This is a genomic window from Pseudomonas sivasensis, from assembly GCF_052938085.1.
Map to the genome: position 1 here is coordinate 4202018 of NZ_CP176442.1, position 17192 is coordinate 4219209.

12 protein-coding genes, 4 tRNA genes and 2 pseudogenes are annotated in these 17192 nt (G+C 58.0%); 10 read left to right on the forward strand and 8 right to left on the reverse strand.

What is annotated here, in order from left to right:
• Positions 1 to 71 precede the first annotated feature (71 nt).
• Positions 72 to 1880, forward strand: a complete 1809-nt coding sequence (locus ACKZ62_RS19230) for a di-heme-cytochrome C peroxidase (RefSeq protein ID WP_032885994.1) — start codon at positions 72 to 74, stop codon at positions 1878 to 1880.
• Entirely contained in the window at positions 1877 to 3043 is a 1167-nt protein-coding gene (locus ACKZ62_RS19235) for a catalase family protein (RefSeq protein WP_122755838.1), read from the forward strand. Before ACKZ62_RS19230 ends, ACKZ62_RS19235 begins: the two co-directional genes overlap by 4 nt.
• Before the next feature lie 266 nt (positions 3044 to 3309).
• Here ACKZ62_RS19235 and ACKZ62_RS19240 read toward each other — a convergent pair whose 3' ends face one another.
• From ACKZ62_RS19240 to ACKZ62_RS19250, 3 genes are all read right to left on the reverse strand, one after another.
• Complete coding sequence (locus ACKZ62_RS19240) at positions 3310 to 4677, reverse strand: glutamine synthetase family protein (protein ID WP_122680070.1); 1368 nt, start codon at positions 4675 to 4677, stop codon at positions 3310 to 3312.
• 69 nt (positions 4678 to 4746) lie between these two features.
• Positions 4747 to 6147 carry an aspartate aminotransferase family protein gene (locus ACKZ62_RS19245; protein WP_447095677.1) on the reverse strand — a complete coding sequence of 467 codons (1401 nt, stop codon included), beginning with the start codon at positions 6145 to 6147 and terminating at the stop codon, positions 4747 to 4749.
• A gap of 169 nt (positions 6148 to 6316) precedes the next feature.
• Positions 6317 to 7108 carry an SDR family NAD(P)-dependent oxidoreductase gene (locus ACKZ62_RS19250; protein ID WP_447095678.1) on the reverse strand — a complete coding sequence of 264 codons (792 nt, stop codon included), beginning with the start codon at positions 7106 to 7108 and terminating at the stop codon, positions 6317 to 6319.
• Between the two features lie 97 nt (positions 7109 to 7205).
• Here ACKZ62_RS19250 and ACKZ62_RS19255 point away from each other — a divergent pair, with 97 nt between their 5' ends.
• The gene (locus tag ACKZ62_RS19255) at positions 7206 to 8111 is read left to right on the forward strand and encodes a LysR family transcriptional regulator (RefSeq protein WP_032885989.1); all 906 of its coding nucleotides are present in this window, start codon (positions 7206 to 7208) and stop codon (positions 8109 to 8111) included.
• A 22-nt stretch (positions 8112 to 8133) separates the two neighbouring features.
• On the opposite strand, the gene ACKZ62_RS19260 is transcribed toward ACKZ62_RS19255, so the two are convergent.
• Positions 8134 to 9024, reverse strand: a complete 891-nt coding sequence (locus ACKZ62_RS19260) for a LysR family transcriptional regulator (protein WP_032885988.1) — start codon at positions 9022 to 9024, stop codon at positions 8134 to 8136.
• A gap of 165 nt (positions 9025 to 9189) precedes the next feature.
• On the opposite strand from ACKZ62_RS19260, the gene ACKZ62_RS19265 reads away from it, so the two are divergent.
• From ACKZ62_RS19265 to ACKZ62_RS19295, 7 genes and pseudogenes are all read left to right on the forward strand, one after another.
• On the forward strand, positions 9190 to 10272 hold the full coding sequence (locus tag ACKZ62_RS19265) for a 4-oxalomesaconate tautomerase (RefSeq protein WP_032885987.1): 1083 nt from the start codon (positions 9190 to 9192) through the stop codon (positions 10270 to 10272).
• Positions 10273 to 10315: 43 nt separating this feature from the next.
• On the forward strand, positions 10316 to 11629 hold the full coding sequence (locus ACKZ62_RS19270; protein ID WP_032885986.1) for a dicarboxylate/amino acid:cation symporter: 1314 nt from the start codon (positions 10316 to 10318) through the stop codon (positions 11627 to 11629).
• Between the two features lie 135 nt (positions 11630 to 11764).
• On the forward strand, positions 11765 to 13069 hold the full coding sequence (locus tag ACKZ62_RS19275) for a CitMHS family transporter (protein ID WP_032885984.1): 1305 nt from the start codon (positions 11765 to 11767) through the stop codon (positions 13067 to 13069).
• Positions 13070 to 13160: 91 nt separating this feature from the next.
• On the forward strand, positions 13161 to 14414 hold the full coding sequence (locus ACKZ62_RS19280) for an OprD family porin (RefSeq protein WP_095184287.1): 1254 nt from the start codon (positions 13161 to 13163) through the stop codon (positions 14412 to 14414).
• A gap of 83 nt (positions 14415 to 14497) precedes the next feature.
• Positions 14498 to 15286: pseudogene (locus tag ACKZ62_RS19285) on the forward strand (cache domain-containing protein); the annotation flags it as partial.
• Positions 15287 to 15388: 102 nt separating this feature from the next.
• Complete coding sequence (locus tag ACKZ62_RS19290; protein ID WP_375803682.1) at positions 15389 to 16144, forward strand: methyl-accepting chemotaxis protein; 756 nt, start codon at positions 15389 to 15391, stop codon at positions 16142 to 16144.
• A 72-nt stretch (positions 16145 to 16216) separates the two neighbouring features.
• A pseudogene (locus ACKZ62_RS19295) lies at positions 16217 to 16366 on the forward strand (AAA family ATPase); the annotation flags it as partial.
• A 240-nt stretch (positions 16367 to 16606) separates the two neighbouring features.
• On the opposite strand, the gene ACKZ62_RS19300 reads toward ACKZ62_RS19295, so the two are convergent.
• The 4 genes from ACKZ62_RS19300 to ACKZ62_RS19315 all read right to left on the reverse strand — a co-directional run bounded on the left by ACKZ62_RS19300 (position 16607) and on the right by ACKZ62_RS19315 (position 17126).
• Positions 16607 to 16683, reverse strand: a tRNA-Asp gene (locus ACKZ62_RS19300).
• Positions 16684 to 16702: 19 nt separating this feature from the next.
• Positions 16703 to 16778, reverse strand: a tRNA-Val gene (locus tag ACKZ62_RS19305).
• A gap of 176 nt (positions 16779 to 16954) precedes the next feature.
• Positions 16955 to 17031, reverse strand: a tRNA-Asp gene (locus ACKZ62_RS19310).
• A 19-nt stretch (positions 17032 to 17050) separates the two neighbouring features.
• Positions 17051 to 17126: transfer RNA gene (locus tag ACKZ62_RS19315), tRNA-Val, on the reverse strand.
• Positions 17127 to 17192 lie beyond the last annotated feature (66 nt).

Consider the following 17192-nt stretch of genomic DNA (forward strand, 5'->3'; position numbering starts at 1 on the left):
GGCTCATGGCCACTTGCCGCACTTATGGCGTAGTGGCATAACAACGCTACAACTCGACAAGGATAGTTATCTTGCGCATTTTTTCCCGTGTTTTACTCCTGATATTCGCCATTCTGGTCCTATCACTGGCCGTGGTGCTCTATTACACCGTTAACCCCAAGCTACCGAACTACGTGCCCGTGGAGCAGGTGCACTATCAGGATCAATGGAGCGCCGCCGACCGCCAGACCTATTACTTCACGCCCCAAGGCACCCAGGTAAAAGGCCTGCATTACGACTGGTTCACCGCCCTGGAGCTGCCGTTCTCCGAGGGACGTTTTGCCACGCCAGAGTACCTGGCGCGCTTCGGTTTCCTTGTGGATCCCAAGCAAGTGCCCACCGCGCAAAACCCCGGCAACCTGCCGGTAGGTTTTGCCCGACATAAAAACGCGGGCAGCAACGTTGAGTACTTGGACATCACCTGCGCCGCCTGCCACACCGGCGAGCTGCACTTCAAGGGTCAGGCCCTGCGGATTGACGGCGGCTCGGCACAGCATGTGCTGCCTTCAAGCGTGCCGACACTACGCGGCGGCAGCTTTGGCCAGGCCTTGGTCGCCAGCCTCGCAGCGACTTATTACAACCCATGGAAATTCGAACGCTTCGCCCGTCAGGTGCTGGGTGATCGTTACGACGCCGAACACAGCCAACTGCGCCAGGACTTCAAGCAGTCGCTGAACAAGTTCCTAAAAGTCGCCTGGAACGATACACACCGCGGCCTCTACCCCACCGAAGAAGGGCCGGGCCGTACCGACGCGTTTGGCCGCATTGCCAATGCCAGCTTCGGCGATGCCATATCCCCGGAAAATTATCGCGTCGCCAACGCACCTGTGGACTACCCACAGCTGTGGGATATCTGGACCTTCGATTGGGTGCAATGGAACGGCTCGGCCCAGCAACCGATGGCACGGAATATCGGCGAAGCGCTCGGTGTGGGGGCGACCCTGACGTTTTTCGATGGCGCTGGCCAACCGCTTCAAGGCGATGCGCGTTACCCGTCCAGCGTACGAGTGCGCGACCTCCACCTGATCGAAGAAACCCTGCAACGCCTCAAACCGCCCACCTGGCCCGAAGAATTGTTCGGGCCTATCGACAAGCCCCTAGCCGCTCAGGGCCGCGCGCTGTTCGCCGAGAACTGCGCCGGCTGCCACGTGCCCACCGTCAGCCAGGAAGGTGGCCGCCCTGTGCAGACACTGAAAATGCTGCCGGTGGACTACATCGGTACCGACCCCGGCACCGCCACCAACATCGCAGACCAGCGCTATGACCTAAGCGCCCTGCAATGGGACCCTGCGGAGCTATCCAAGCTGAATGTCCAACTGCACCCGACGCCAACCGAACCCCTGGACCTGAAAAAAATGTCCGTGGCCAAGGGCCTGGCGTATGTCACCGCCTTCGTCGAAGACCACGCTTACCGCGCCGCCGGTGTCACACCGGCCGAACGCCCGCGCCTGGATGGTTTTGGCCTTCCGATTGGCGTGCGCGAGCTGCGTGCCTACAAGGCCCGTCCACTGGCGGGCGTGTGGGCCACCCCGCCATTCCTGCATAACGGTTCGGTGCCGACGATCTACCAATTGCTCTCGCCCCAGGACGAGCGCAGCACCACGTTCTATAAAGGCACCTTCGACTACGACCCTCGCCATCTCGGCTTCGAGACTGCGGCGTTCAAGAATGCTTTTCTGTTCGATACCAAAATTACCGGCAACCACAACAGCGGCCACGAATTCCGTGCAGGCGCTCGTGGCAAAGGCGTCATCGGCCGTGGCCTGCAGCCGCAGGAACGCTGGGCGCTGCTGGAATACCTCAAAGTGCTGGGCGGCCCGCTGGAGCAACAATTGCCATGATGATTCGATCTCGATACGACCAACCGTCCCTGCTCGCCCGCCTGTGGCTGCGCATTGGTAGGTTTCTCGGCAAGACCCTGTTGTGGCTGGTCGGACTGGGCTTGCTTGGCTGGCTGGCCGCTACCGCCTGGTATGCCTGGCAGCACAGCGGGCCGGTGTCGCCGGATGAACACGTCCCGGCAGGTGAAGCCGCGATGACTCAGGGCATCATCCAGACGGCGGTGCGCATCGTTGACCAGCACCGCGAAGGCACGCGCTACCTGCGCGATGCCCATGCCAAGGCCCACGGCTGCGTGAAGGCCGAAGTCAGCGTACTGGCGGATCTCGACCCGGCATTACGCCAGGGTGTATTCGCCGAACCGGGCAAGACCTGGCAGGCCATGATGCGGTTATCCAACGGCAACGCCTACCCGCAGTTCGACAGCATTCGCGATGCCCGGGGCATGGCGCTCAAGCTGTTGGACGTGCCGGGCAAACAACTGCTGGCCGACCAGCAGACCCGCACGGAACAGGACTTCGTGATGTTTAGCCATCCGAACTTCTTTGTCAGCGATGTGGCGGAATACGCGCAGAACATCGGTGCCCAGGCCGATGGCAAAAAAGTCTTGGCGTTCTTCCCCAAGGCTGACCCACGCACTTGGCAGGTGCGTCATCTATTTATCGCCCTGGCAACCCTGGCACCGGCCCCGGCAAGCCCGACGCAAACTACGTATTTCTCGGTATCGCCCTACAAGTTCGGCGCGGCGAATGCCAAGTTCCGCGTCGCGCCCGATCCGCAGAGCTGCCCGGAATACGTCCTGCCCAAACAGAACCAGGACCTGCCGAACTTCCTGCGCAGCGCCCTGAGCCAGCAGTTGTCCACGGACCGCGTGCCGGCGTGTTTCGTGCTGCAGATCCAGCGGCAGAACCCGCAGAAATTCATGCCGATCGAAGACACCAGCATCGAGTGGAAAGAAAGCGATGCGCCCTACGAGAGCGTGGCCAAGGTGCGAATCCCGGCTCAGGATTTCGATACACCTGAACTGAACCTGGCGTGTGACAACCAGTCATTCAACCCGTGGTTCGGCGTGGAAGAACACCGCCCCATCGGTGGTATCAACCGCTTGCGCAAGGCGGTGTACGAGGCCGTCAGCGATTACCGCCACAGCCGCAACGCACCGTAAAGAGAGCGTAATAATGGGCCCGGCGTCGTAAGGATTGCGTCGCGTCTATTGAGGCGCTTTCGCCGTAACTCTACCGTGGACGCCTACTCCATCACGTAGGACGCCCATCGTGGAAAACTCAACCCTAGGCATGATCGTGCTGACCATAATCGCCGTGTTCGGCACTGCCTCTTTTTGCTTCGAACACTTGGCCACGCGCCAGCCACGCAAGAAAAAGGTCAGGTAGCCTCAGCGGTCCGTTTCAAGGCGTCCTGACGGGTCGATATTCATGCGTGAGTGAGGTACCAGCGCCAGTCCTGCTCTCCGACTTCAGCATTGAATTGACGGAACTCGCGCCACTTGATCGCCAGGAACACCTTCAGGAATTCAGCGCCCAGTGCCTCACGTGCCCAGGTTGAGCGTTGCAGTGCCTGCAACGCTGTCAGCCAGTCGGTGGGTAGAAAATCGGTCGCCTGTTCATAGCCATTCCCCACAATCGCCGCGCCGGGATCGCTTTGATGAGTGATGCCGTGGTGAATGCCCGCCAGTAACGCGGCAGCGGCGAGATAGGGGTTGGCATCGGCACCGCAAATGCGGTGTTCGATGTGCCGACTGATGGCAGGGCCGCCGGGCACGCGGAACGACACCGTACGGTTGTTGACGCCCCAACTTTTAGCCAGCGGCGCGTAACTACCGGTCTGGAAGCGTCGATAGGAATTGGCATGGGGGCAAAATATCGCCAGCGCGTCAAACAAGGTCTCCATCATCCCGCCGATGGAGTGCCGCAACAGTGGCGTACCCTGTGGGTCTTCGCTCGCATACAGGTTATTCCCGTGCTCGTCGGCCAGGCTGACGTGCAGGTGCATACCGCTTCCGGCCTGATCGCTGAATGGCTTGGCCATGAAGCACGCTTGCAGACCATGTTTGTTGGCCACCCCCTTGACCAGGCGTTTGTAACGTACGCCTTCATCAATGGCCTGGAGTGCGTCGAAACGATGCTCCAGCGTCAACTCGACCTGGCCTGGCGCGTACTCGGATATCGCCGTACGTACCGGCAACCCCTGCAGCGCGCACGCCGCGTAGAGGTCATCAAGAAACGGTTGAAGTTGCTCCAGCTCGTACACGCCATAGACCTGTGGAGCAACAGGGCGTACGCCATTGGTCTGCAACGCCGGCTGCGGCCGACCGTTGACGTCGCGTTGTCGGTCCAGCAGGTAGAACTCCAACTCAACGGCCATGACCGGATGGAATCCATCGGCTTTCAGCCGCTCAATGGTGTTCACCAGTACGTGGCGCGGGTCCGCCGGTGCGGCGGGAATACCTTGGGTCGGGTGCATGCTCACCTGCACTTGACCGGTGGGGTTGGTACGCCAGGGTTGCAAGGTCAGGCTTCCCGCCAAGGGGTACGTCCAACAATCGGCGTCAGCAACATCCCAGACCAAGCCTGTGTCTTCTACGTCTTCACCCTGCACGGTCAAGGCGAGAATGGAACTTGGCAATGGCCGACCATTTTCGTAGATCGCCAGCAGTTCGTCGCGATGCAACAATTTGCCCCGTGGAACGCCATTCGCGTCGATAAGGAACAACTCGATGCTCAGCACTTCAGGGTGGGCGGCCAGATAATCTACGGCCTCTTTTTTATCCGCAAATTGCATGTCAAACCTCTTAGCGCTTATTCAAGCGACTGGCAGTATTTAAGAACAATGGCGTTTTCAGACGTGCAGTTATGAAGCGATAACCCGCGCGCCGGGTAGGGCAAGCAGGGTGGTCAGCGCGTTATCCAACTCAGCGATCAGCCTGTCGATATCCGCATCACTTGTTTGCGGACAGCACAGGGTCATGTTGTGAAAAGGCGTGATCAGGATTCCGCGGTTGATGAGATAAAGATGCAGCGCCATTTGAAGGCTGTCATGAAAAGCCGCCTCGGCTTGCGCGCCTGTTCTTGGCGAGGTAGCACAGAATTGAAACTCACAACGCGCGCCCAACTCTGTGACAGACCAGTTCAGTTGGTGCCGCTTGAACAACTCTCGAAATCCCTGGGCCAGCCTTGAGGCCAGGGGCAACATGTGCTCGTATGCAGACTCTGTCATGACCTCTTCAAGACTGACGCGCATGCAACGCATCGCCAGGGCATTGGCGGACAGCGTCGTTCCCATGCCACTGTGGCCATGCCCGCCGCTCTCCTCGCTGATGGTCTTCTGGACGTCGCGCATAGCCGAGGCGACTGGTTCGCTAACGCCAAACACCGCGCAAGGAACGCCACCTGCAATGGGTTTACCCACCACGAAAAAGTCGGGTTTCAAATCCCACTGGCGAGTGCATCCACCGAGGCCGGTGGAAATAGTGTGGGTCTCATCAATGACCAACAGGCTGCCATATTTAAGGGTCAGCTCTCGGCACTTTTGCATGAACTCCGGATCCGGCAGGACCATGCCAATGTTCGTCATCGCCGGCTCGCACATCAGCGCGCACACATCGCCCTGGGCTAACGCCGCCTCCAGTGCGGCGACATCGTTGAAGGGGATGGATCGACTGTATTGGCTCAAGTCGTAGGCTTGGCCCACAAGACCTGAACGGTGCACTGTTTTGCCGTCGCGGTAGCGCACCATCACGTCATCCACGGTGCCGTGGTAGCAGCCATCGAACACCAGCAAGACGTTGCGCTGGGTGATCGCGCGCGCCCAGCGCAGCACATACCGGTTGGCGTCAGTCGCATTGGCGGTCACTTGCCAGTAAGGCAGCTTGAATCGCCGAGCCAGCAACTCGCCGCAGACCACCGCGTCTTCGCCGGGCAGCATCGTGGTCAAGCCATTATTCGCCTGCTCGGTTATGGCGCGGACAATAGGATCAGGTGAATGGCCAAACATCGTGCCGGTGTCGCCAAGGCAAAAGTCTATGTATTCATGCCCGTCAACGTCGGTGAAGCGCGCCCCTTTTGCACGCTGTACGAAGAGCGGCGAAGGCATCGACCAGTCGCTCATCCAGTGCATGGGCACACCGTTGAACAGACTCGCCTTGGCGCGCTCGGCCAGCGCCAGTGAAGTTGGGTTGTTTTCTATAAACCGGGCACGCTCGGAGGCGGTAAAAGCAGCAATCGCTGATTCACTAATTCCACTTTTCGACATGATCAATACCCTATGTTAATTATCAACTTAATTAAAAGTCCGTTGCTGAATGACAGCCGGATACAGCTCAAAGAACTCAACGGTTCTTTGATACATCGCGCTTTTATAAATCTCGGTTATAGCCCCCCGCCCAATATCGTGGATTGAGCGCGCTGGAGCGTATTCAAACTTAATAATCGCCGTGAGGGGCTTTGTTCTCGACCAGACAGTTACCGCCATCCACTACGAGGACTTCCCCAGTGATGTAACTGGCGTCAGGCGATGCCAGAAATGCAACCGCCGCCGCCACTTCGCGGGGGCTGCCTGCGCGCCCAATCGGGGTGAAGCGCCCCGCCTCGGCTTCAACGGGCGTGGTTGAGCCCGTGGTGATCCAGCCGGGGGCCACGCTGTTGACGGTAATCCCCTGCTTGGCGACTTCAAGCGCAAGCCCCATGTTCATGCCCACCATCGCTGCCGTGGCGGCGCTATAAGCGGCTTCCCCCGGATTGCTCCCTCGGGTGCCCGTGGTGGAACTGATATTGACAATGCGCCCGTAACTTCTCGCCCTCATACCGGGCAAAACGGCCCGTGTCAGAAGAAAAGCGGTCGTTACGTTTCTGGCCAGTGAAAGATTCCACTCATGCAGTTCCATCGTTGCCAATTCCGAGAAAACTTCAGGGCTTCCTTGCATGGCCATACCGGCATTGTTCACCAGAATATCGACCCACCCCCAGACTGACGCGGCCCATAGGCCGAATTCACGCACCTGACGTTCATCGGTGAGGTCAGTTGCCCGGCCTTCAACTTCAAACCCTTCTGCGAGTAACTCTTTAACTCGATCCTCGATGCGGTTGCTGCTAGCGGTGATGATCAATCTCGCGCCCGCTGCACCCAGCCTGCGTGCGATCGCCATACCAATACCCGCTTCACTTCCGGCACCACTGATAAGTGCCACTTGCCCCCTCAAATCAGTATTTAACATGGTGTTCCCCACGTACTTAATTTGTAATGGAAGTGGAAATTAGGCTAATAAATCTGATAAATAAAGACGATCATCATCAGAAAATCTGACAACCACCATGGCGTTTACCAGTGAGTCACTGAAAGTTTTCCTTGCGGTTGTCGACAGCGGCTCCTTTTCTGCCGCCGCACGCAAATTGGGCCGGGTACCCTCGGCCATCAACATGGCGGTGTCGCAGCTTGAAGCAGAGCTGGATTTATTGCTTTTTGACCGATCAACCCGCAAAGCCATTCCTACGGCCGCCGCCAAAGCACTTGAGCCCCAGGCACGACAGGTCGCCAGCCAGCTAAACCTGCTGGACGCCCATGCTCTCCAGCTTCATCAAGGGTTGGAGGAGCGCCTGGTCCTTGCGATGGCGCCGGAGTTGCAAACAGGCGTATGGAATCGTCCGCTGTCCATTATCGCCAGCGAGTTCCCCACGCTTGAAATCGAGATTCGCTCCGCGTCCCATCCGGAAGCGATGCGCATGCTCCATGAGGGACGTGTGCAATTGGCACTTGGATTTGAACGACCAGGGCTCGACGAGCGCGAGACGTTTCTTGAGGCGGGAAGCCAGTTGCTGGTGGCCGTTGCCTCTCCTGATCATCCTGCCGCCGCCGGCAAGAAAAGCCCCTTAAGTGAAGAGCAACTGGTCAACGTTCGGCAGATCATCGTGGCCACTGGAGGACCTACCGACTCTGATCCACGTGTTGTGCTGTCACGGCGCATTTGGCACAGCGACAATTACCTGGCAACGCTGGACCTGGTGCAGCAAGGATTGGGCTGGGCTTATCTTCCACAGCCGCTGGTACAACCCTTAATCACTTCGGGTGCATTGACGGAGGTGGTGTTTGACTACATGCCAAGTCAGATGCGGTTATGGGTCGATATCATCTGGGTAAAGAACCGCCCCCTGGGGCTGGCAGCGAGTCGCTACCTGAGCCTGATGCGCAAGATTGCCGAGGGCGAGCCGCGTCGTGTTTGAGAAAAAATACTCGCCGTATGGCTCATTGCGGCCACTGCTCAAGCAGTATTGAGACGAATTTTTCCGCTGCCGGCGAGAGCGATGCCCCGCGGCGGTAGACCAGGCCCAATGAGCGGTTTACCACTGGCTCGATCAACGGGACGCTGACCAAAGTGGGATGATCTTCCGCCGGCATGGCCAGGCTCGGCATCGCCGAAACCCCCAGCCCAGCCTCCACCAGCCCCAGCGAAGTAGAGAGGTGCTGGACTTCGTAGAACCATTGCGGCCGCCAACTCAAGCCAGACAACGCGTGATCGAGCAGCATCCGGTTACCGCTCAGGCGCCCTACCCCGATAAGACGGTAATCGCTCAATTCAGACCAGGTGACCGAACTGCGTCCGGCCAATTCATGATCACGCCGGCACGCCAATACAAAAGGTTCGCTGACCAATGGGACGAACTCAATGTCCGGGTGCTGCCCACTCATCATATTGATACCGAAGTCGGCTTCCCCGCGCAGTACCGCTTCAAGCCCCTCATTGGCACTCAAATCCAGTAGACGGATGCGGATTTTTGGATAGCGCTCGTTATACAGGCGGATCACTGAGGGCAAAAAATAGAATGCGGCAGTAGGGATGCACGCCAGGGTGACACGGCCAATCTGGCGTTCGGCCAATTCACGGATATTGAGAATCGACTCATCGAAGTCGTCCAGCAACCGACGTGCCTTTGGAAGAAAGTCACGGCCGACGCTCGTGAGGCTGACCTTGCGCGTGGTGCGATCAAGCAATGCGGTGCCCAACCCCTCTTCCAGCTTTTTTATCCGCCGACTGAGTGCGGGTTGAGACAGGTGCAAGGCATCAGCTGCTTCGTGAAAGCTCCCAAGTTCGGCGATTTTCACGAATGATCGGATATCGTTTAGCTCATATTCCATGTCTTATCTCGTCAGCAGAAGGCGTCAAAAAGAAATTCAGCGTAAATTTATCATTCGCAAAACGCAATAATCGCTTCAATTTTTGCATTTGAAACATTTTTTAAAGCTTGAGACTCTTGCTCCAAGAACATCAATTACACCGATTGATCAACAAGAGTCAGTGTCATGCAAAGAATTCCCTGTGTGCTGATGCGTGGTGGTACCTCAAAAGGTCCGGTTTTTCTCGACTGGGACTTGCCCGCAGCCGTTGAGGCCCGTGACGAACTGCTACTCAACCTGATGGGCTCCGGCCATGAACTGGAGATCGACGGAATTGGCGGTGGCAATCCGCAAACCAGCAAGGTTGCGATTGTCAGCCCTTCGCTGCACCCGGATGCGGACGTTGATTACTTGTTCGTTCAAGTGATGGTTTCACAACGCCGGGTCGACAGCGCACCCAACTGCGGCAACATGCTGTGCGCGGTTGGCCCGTTCGCCATCGAACAGGGCCTGGTCAAAGCCACCCAAGAGCGCACTCGTGTGCGTATTCGCAACGTAAACACTGGGACGTTCATCCATTCCGAGGTGTACACACCGAATGGCAAAGTCAGTTATGAGGGTGATACCGCCATTGATGGCGTGCCCGGTACCGCAGCGCCGGTGCAATTGACCTTCCTGGATGCAGCCGGCAGCAAGACTGGCAAACTCTTTCCCACCGGCAACACGCAAGACGTCATCGACGGCATTGCGGTGACCTGTATCGACATGGCGATGCCCATGGTGCTCGTCGAGGCCAGCCAACTGGGCAAGCGTGGCGATGAGACCCCTGCGGAACTGGACGCTGATAAAGACTTCCTGCGACGCCTTGAGACACTGCGGCTTCAGGCCGGCTTGGCCATGGGCTTAGGCGATGTCAGCAACAAGGTAATTCCCAAGCCGGTCCTGGTGTCGCCTGCGAAAGCCGGCGGTACGATTCAGGTTCGCTATTTCATGCCACACAGCTGCCACCGCGCGCTGGCCATTACGGGCTCGATTGGTTTAGCGACCGCGTGCGTGATAGAGGGCAGCATCGTCGCGCAGATGCTCGGCGGGATCAGTACGCCGCGCCTTGAAGCGGTGCGTATCGAACACCCGAGCGGCGGAATTGATGTCGTATTGTCCTACACCGGCGTCAACGGTGAGACAATTCAAGCGTCCGTCGTACGCACCGCGCGCAGGCTTTTTTCCGGTTACGTCTACGCCACTGACTCTCAGCGCCTCGCCGGATAATTCCGGCGGTCGTTGGCATTTTTGCATCCGCACAATTCTAAAAATGGGTGATGCCATGAAAGTTGTTAAATCGCTCTACTTCCAGATTCTCTGCGCCGTGGTGCTCGGCATCGTCGTCGGGCATTTCTGGGCCCAGCAGGCCATTGCACTCAAACCGCTGGGTGACGCGTTCATCAAACTTATCAAGATGATGATTGCCCCCGTGGTGTTCTGCACCATCGTCACCGGCATCGCCGGGATGAGCGACAAACGCTCGCTCGGACGCCTGCTCGGCAAAACCATGCTGCTGTTCTTCGTCCTGACGGTGATCAGCCTATTGATTGGCCTGGTCGCGGTGTACGTGTTCCAGCCGGGCGCCGGCATGAACATTGATCCCACCCAGTTGAGCACTAAAGGATTGGCCCAATACACGGAGTCGGCCGCAAAGCTTGGGGTTGTGGAGTTTTTCATGCACATCATTCCCGAGACTTTTATCGGCGCCTTCAGTAAAGGTGAGGTGTTGCCGGTGCTGTTTATTGCGGTGTTGTCCGGCTTTGCCTTGTCGTCGCTGGGCGAGCGTGGCAAACCGGTACTCGACGTGCTCGAATCCGCCTCGCAAATGGTCTTCAAGATCTTTTCTTACCTGATGCGTTTTGCACCGGTCGGCGCTTTTGGGGCCTTGGCGTTCACTGTCGGCCAGTACGGCATCACCTCGCTGGGTTCGCTGGCGAAGTTGATCATGACCTTGTACATCGCCTGCGGCTTTTTCGTCTTCGTGGTACTGGGTAGCATTTGCCGCGCCAACGGCTTCAGTCTGTGGAAACTGCTGCGCTACTTTCGGGAAGAGTTCCTGGTGGTACTCGGCACCTCTTCCACGGAACCTGTGATGCCGCGCATGCTGGAGAAACTCGAAGCACTGGGTTGCAAAAAAGGCGTCGTGGGCCTGGTACTGCCCACCGGCTACTCGTTCAACCTGGACGGCACGGCCATCTACCTCTCGTTGGCGGCGATTTTCATTGCCCAGGCCTGCAACATCGACCTGAGCCTGACGCAAATCATCACCATGTTGGCGATCATGCTGTTGTCCTCCAAAGGTGCCGCCGGCGTTACTGGCAGCGGGTTCGTGGCGCTTGCCTCGACCCTGACGGTCATTCACGACATCCCATTGGCCGGCCTGGCATTGCTGATCGGCGTTGACCGCTTCATGTCTGAAGCGCGCGCCCTGACCAGCCTGGCCAGTAACGCTGTAGCAACGGTAGTGATTTCGATGTCTGAAAATGCCTGCCACCGCGAAACGCTGAACCGGATGCTCGACGCAAAATCTTCCGAGGCACCAGGAAACGCCTGGAAAGACTTGAAGGTCGCCAAACGCGCCTAGAGAAAACCGGATAACACCTCCCCCCTGACTTGACTGACCCCCCTCCCCGCCAGGCGCCGTTGTGCCGCCCGGCGGGTCAGGGCTCGTGCGCCTCGGCGTCAGCCATTTTTACGATAACAACAAGAGAATCGTTCTATGCTCGCTTTCCTTGGCTTGGCCATGGTGGTCGTATTCACCTTCCTCATCATGACGAAACGCTTGTCGCCGATCGTCGCACTCACTGTGGTGCCTATTGTCTTCGCGGTCATAGGTGGCTTTGGCGGCACCACCGGCAAGATGATGCTAGACGGCCTGAAAATGGTCGCACCGTCTGCCGCACTGCTGTTGTTTGCCATCCTGTTCTTCGGCCTGATGATCGACGCAGGCTTGTTCGACCCGCTGATCCGCAAAATCCTGAAGCGGGTCAATGGCGACCCGATGAAGATCGCGGTAGGCACTGCCTTACTGTCGTTGCTGGTGGCTCTCGATGGCGACGGCACAACGACCTACATGATCACCTGCGCAGCGATGCTGCCGCTGTATAAACGTATCGGCATGAACCCGATGATCCTCGCGACCATCTCCATGCTGTCGCTGAGCATCATGAGTGGCATGACGCCCTGGGGCGGCCCCGCGACACGGGCTATTGCCGCGCTGGGCCTGGATGCCGGTGAATACTTCGTGCCGTTGCTGCCGACCATGATCGGCGGTGCCCTGTGGGTGATCTTTACGGCCTTCATACTGGGTCGCGCAGAGCGCAAACGTATCGGCAACGTGCAACTGCAAAGCGGCGGCGGCGATTGCTACATCAACGCGATTCTTGAGGACACGCCCCACAAACGTCCGAAGCTGGCCTATGTCAATCTGGTGCTGGTGATAGCGGTGATGGCGGCCCTGGTGATGGGGCTGATGCATTCCGCGATCCTGTTCCTGATCGGCTTCGTGCTCGCGCTGATGATCAACTACCCGCAATTGGACATTCAGAAAGAACGCATCCTGGCGCACTCGGGCAATGCCATGACTGTGGTGTTGCTGGTATTTGCCGCCGGGATCTTTGCCGGGATCTTCTCCGGCACAAAGATGGTGGATGCCCTGGCACAGACACTCGTCGACTGGATCCCGCCGTCCTGGGGTCACCTGTTTCCATTGGTGGTTGCCATCACCAGCATGCCGCTGACCTTTGTACTGTCCAATGACGCTTACTATTTTGGTGTGGTGCCGATCCTGGCCAATGCCGCCGCCGCTTATGGCATCGACCCGGTGGAAATCGCGCGCGCCTCGATCCTGGGGCAGCCCGTTCACCTCATGAGTCCGCTGGTGGCCTCGACCCTGTTGCTGGTGGGCATGGTCGATCGCGATATTGGCGACTTCCAGAAAGCCACCGTCAAATGGGCTGTGCTGACCTCTCTGGTCGTCACCGCGCTGGCCTTGTTGACCGGGGCCATCAGCCTGTTCACCTGATTCACCCACAACCTCTGCTGCCTTCCATCGCGCCTCACTCACGAGGCGCGTGTCGCCCTGTACCCCAAATAACAACAACGAGTCATTTGCCATGAACCATGTGTATACCCGTCGGGCTTTGTTTTGCGCGTTAGGCCTGGTACCCGTCGCAGGGGCCAACGCCGAAGGTTTTATTGATGACAGCAAACTCAAGCTGCAACTGCGCAACGTGTATTTCAACGAGAACTTTCGCGACGAGCACGGCTTGAGCGCACGGGCTGCGCGCACCGCAAAAAGCGAACGCACCGAGTGGGCCCAAGGATTTCTGCTGGACTATCAGTCCGGATTTACCGCCGGCACCCTCGGCTTCGGCGTGGATGCCCTGGGGCTGTATGGCGTAAAGCTTGATTCAGGGCGCGGTCGCAGTGGTACCGGGCTTATGCCGGTGCATGATGACGGGCGAGCGGCCGACGAGTTTGCCAGCGCCGGCGCTACCGCAAAAGTCAGGTTCGCCAAAACCACCGTCAAGTACGGCACCTTGCTGCCCAAGACGCCGGTGCTGATTTACAACGATGCACGCTTGTTGCCCCAGACCTACCAGGGCACCCAGGTCAGCAGCACCGACATTGAGAACCTGACCGTCACCGGAGGGCATCTGGACCGTTTCAAATTACGGGACTCCACCGACAGCGTGCCGATCGTGCCTGATGGCTACAGCGGGGAAAAGTCGGGAGATTTCAATTACGCCGGGGCCGAGTACAAATGGGGTAAGAATGTTCGCCTGAGCTATTTCTACGGGGAGCTGGAGAACTTTTACCGACAGAACTTTGCCGGCATCCAGCACGACCTTCCGCTTGCCGGTGGCGTGCTGACCAGCGACCTGCGCTACTTCAACAGCGTTGATAGCGGCTCTGCCTACGCAGGCAAAATCGACAATGACATGCTCAGCGGCCAGTTGTCCTACGTGATCGCAGGCCATACCGTCGGAGGCGGCTACCAAACCCTTCGCGGTGATGCCGGTTTACCCTACATCAGCGGCGCAACCGTCTACTCATTCAGTAATGCGGGCATCGGCAAATTCATTGAGGAGGATGAGAAGACCTGGATGCTCAACTACGGCTACAACTTCGCCGCCGTCGGCGTGCCCGGCTTGACCTTTTCAACGCGCTACCTGAGCGGCAATGACGGCAAGTCCACGACCACGGTCAAGGAATGGGAGCGTGATACCGAGCTGGCTTACGTTGTGCAAGCCGGCACGTTCAAGGGGCTGGGCGTGCGCATGCGCAACTATGTCTACCGTTCTGAGTTCTCCCGCGGCCGCGACAGCAATCGCCTCTACCTCACCTATGACATCGCCCTTTGGTAAGTCGACGAGCGCGGCCCTTGCGGCCGCGTTCATACAGATTCAGGTGAGGAACCCCAAGCATGCTGTTTAAAAACAAAGTACTGATGCTGGTGCTGGCCCCGGTGGTGCTGTTGTCCACGGTGCTGGCGCTGACAACAAGCACCACTCTGCTGTCGAGCGCCGAGCAAGAAGTCACGGTGACTCGGGAACGCCTGCTTGATGAAAGCCGGGAGCGCTTGAAAGACTACGCCAACCTTGCCCGAACCTCAGTAGCGGAACTGTATGCGCAGGCAGAGACGGGGGACAAAGCAACGCGTGCGCTGGCGATCGCGCGACTGTCCCAAATGAAGTATGGGGACGACGGCTATTTCATCGGTTACGACAGTCAGGTCGTACGCCTGTTTCGAGGCGACAGCCGCGAAGGCGTCGGCACTAACATGAGCGACCGCAAAGACAAGAATGGAATTTACCTGAACCGGGAAATGGTGGCCGCAGCGAAGAACGACACCCACTTCGTCAATTATTCAGGCGCCCTGATCAATACGGATAAAGTCGTTCCCAAGCTTGCTTACAGCTTTTACCTGCCTGCTTGGGACATGGTCGTGGTCACCGCGATTAACCTGGACAGTATCGAAAGCCAGGTTGCCAAAGTACGAGGGGAAATCCATCAGCGCGTGCGCAGCCTTGTCTATGGGATAACCGTCATCGCCTTGGTTGCGCTCGGAATCACCGGCGTGCTCGCCTTGTTATTGGTTAAAAGCAGCCTGCGCCCCCTGTCACGGATTCGTGAGCACCTTGATGAGATCGCAGCGGGCGAAGGCGATCTGACGCGGCGCTTACCCATCAGCCGCGACGAGTTCGGCCAGGTGGCCGTGTCGTTCAATGCCTTCGCGGATAAGATTCATGGGCTGGTCAGCCAGATCGTCGGCATGGCCCGAGAGCTGAATACATCGGTCACCCAAGTGGCCGAACAGAGCAAATGCATCGATCAGGTCATGGAACAGCAACGCCAGGAAACCGATCAGGTCGCCGCAGCAATTAATCAAATGTCATCCGCGGCGCAAGAGGTAGCCATCAGTGCTCAGAGCGCGTCAGATGCAGCAGGCGAAACCGATTTGCAGGCCCAGCACGCCAGGCAGGTCGTCAATGAAAGCATCGCCCGACTGGGCACCCTGACCGAGGACTTGTCCGCGGGAGGCGTCTCGTTGAAAAGCCTGCAAGGCGATGTAGAAGGCATTGTCACGGTGCTTGATGTCATCCGCTCGATCGCAGAGCAAACCAACCTTCTGGCACTTAATGCCGCGATCGAAGCGGCACGAGCCGGGGACGCGGGGCGCGGATTTGCAGTGGTTGCCGATGAAGTACGCGCGCTGGCAAGCCGGACGCAACTTAGTACCCAGGAAATTCAAGCGATGATCGAGCGCCTTAACCTGGCCACAACCAAGGTCGTCACTGCGATGAGCCATTCAGGCGCAGCAGGTCATGGTGCCAGCCTGCACGCGGAACAAGCCGGGCAATCGCTGGGCAAAGCGGTCGAGTTGATCGTCACTATCAATACGATGAACGCGCACATCGCCAGCGCCGCGCAAGAGCAGACGTCGGTCGCCGAAGAAATCAATCGAAGCGTCCATCAGATAGCCCACGCGATTGAAAACGTCGCAGACCAGACGCAAAGCGGCGTACACACAGTCGATGAACTGTACGCCATCGGTCATCGCCTTGAAGGCCTGTTGAGGCAATTCAAGATTTAACCGGGACGTCGGTTTGTTCAGGTTGCAACGTTGCAAGCGCTGGGCTCATTGCCCGATATCGCCACTTAGCAAGTGGATCGGCTGACACACAGCTGTCCTATCGTCGAAATGGACAACGAGTCCTACCGCCTGCAACACAACACCTTGGCCGCCCAGAGAAAGATCAAATCGTGTGAACGAAAGCGCAAGGACAAAGAGGGTATCGAGGACGATGAGCCGTTTGAACTGCACCGTAGACCGCGTTCAGCAGGCCTGCATGCGGTGGGGCCAGATGAGTTTTCAGCGAAGACACTGCTGCTAAGGTCATCCACAATTATTGGGACAACGATCAGCAATCGGCCGTGGGTCAATTTTCAAGTGGCTGGAGGTGGAATCCAGTGGATTCCAGAAACGAAAAAAGCGGCACAAGGCCGCTATTTCCGTGGCTTCCAGGCGCTCAGTGGGCCTTGGCGGAAGCAAATATGGCGCAGCGGACGGGACTCGAACCCGCGACCCCCGGCGTGACAGGCCGGTATTCTAACCGACTGAACTACCGCTGCGCGTAACACATGAAGCGAATGGTGGGTGATGACGGGATCGAACCGCCGACCCTCTGCTTGTAAGGCAGATGCTCTCCCAGCTGAGCTAATCACCCTTCGTTTCGGTGTGGGCGCATCATACACCAAAAAATCGTAATGTCTTGATTTAAATGCAATTTATTTAAAAAAAGTTTCCAGCACGACTTTTTGCCATATTTCGGGCAAAAAAAACCCGCTCAATGAGCGGGCTTTTTGTGGTGACCTGGCGTTCAGCATTCCAGGTTACCGAATATGGCGCAGCGGACGGGACTCGAACCCGCGACCCCCGGCGTGACAGGCCGGTATTCTAACCGACTGAACTACCGCTGCGCGTAACACATGAAGCGAATGGTGGGTGATGACGGGATCGAACCGCCGACCCTCTGCTTGTAAGGCAGATGCTCTCCCAGCTGAGCTAATCACCCTTCGTCTCGGTGTGGCGCGCATTCTACGGAGCGACCCTAGGTCTGGCAAGCACTTTCTTAAATCTT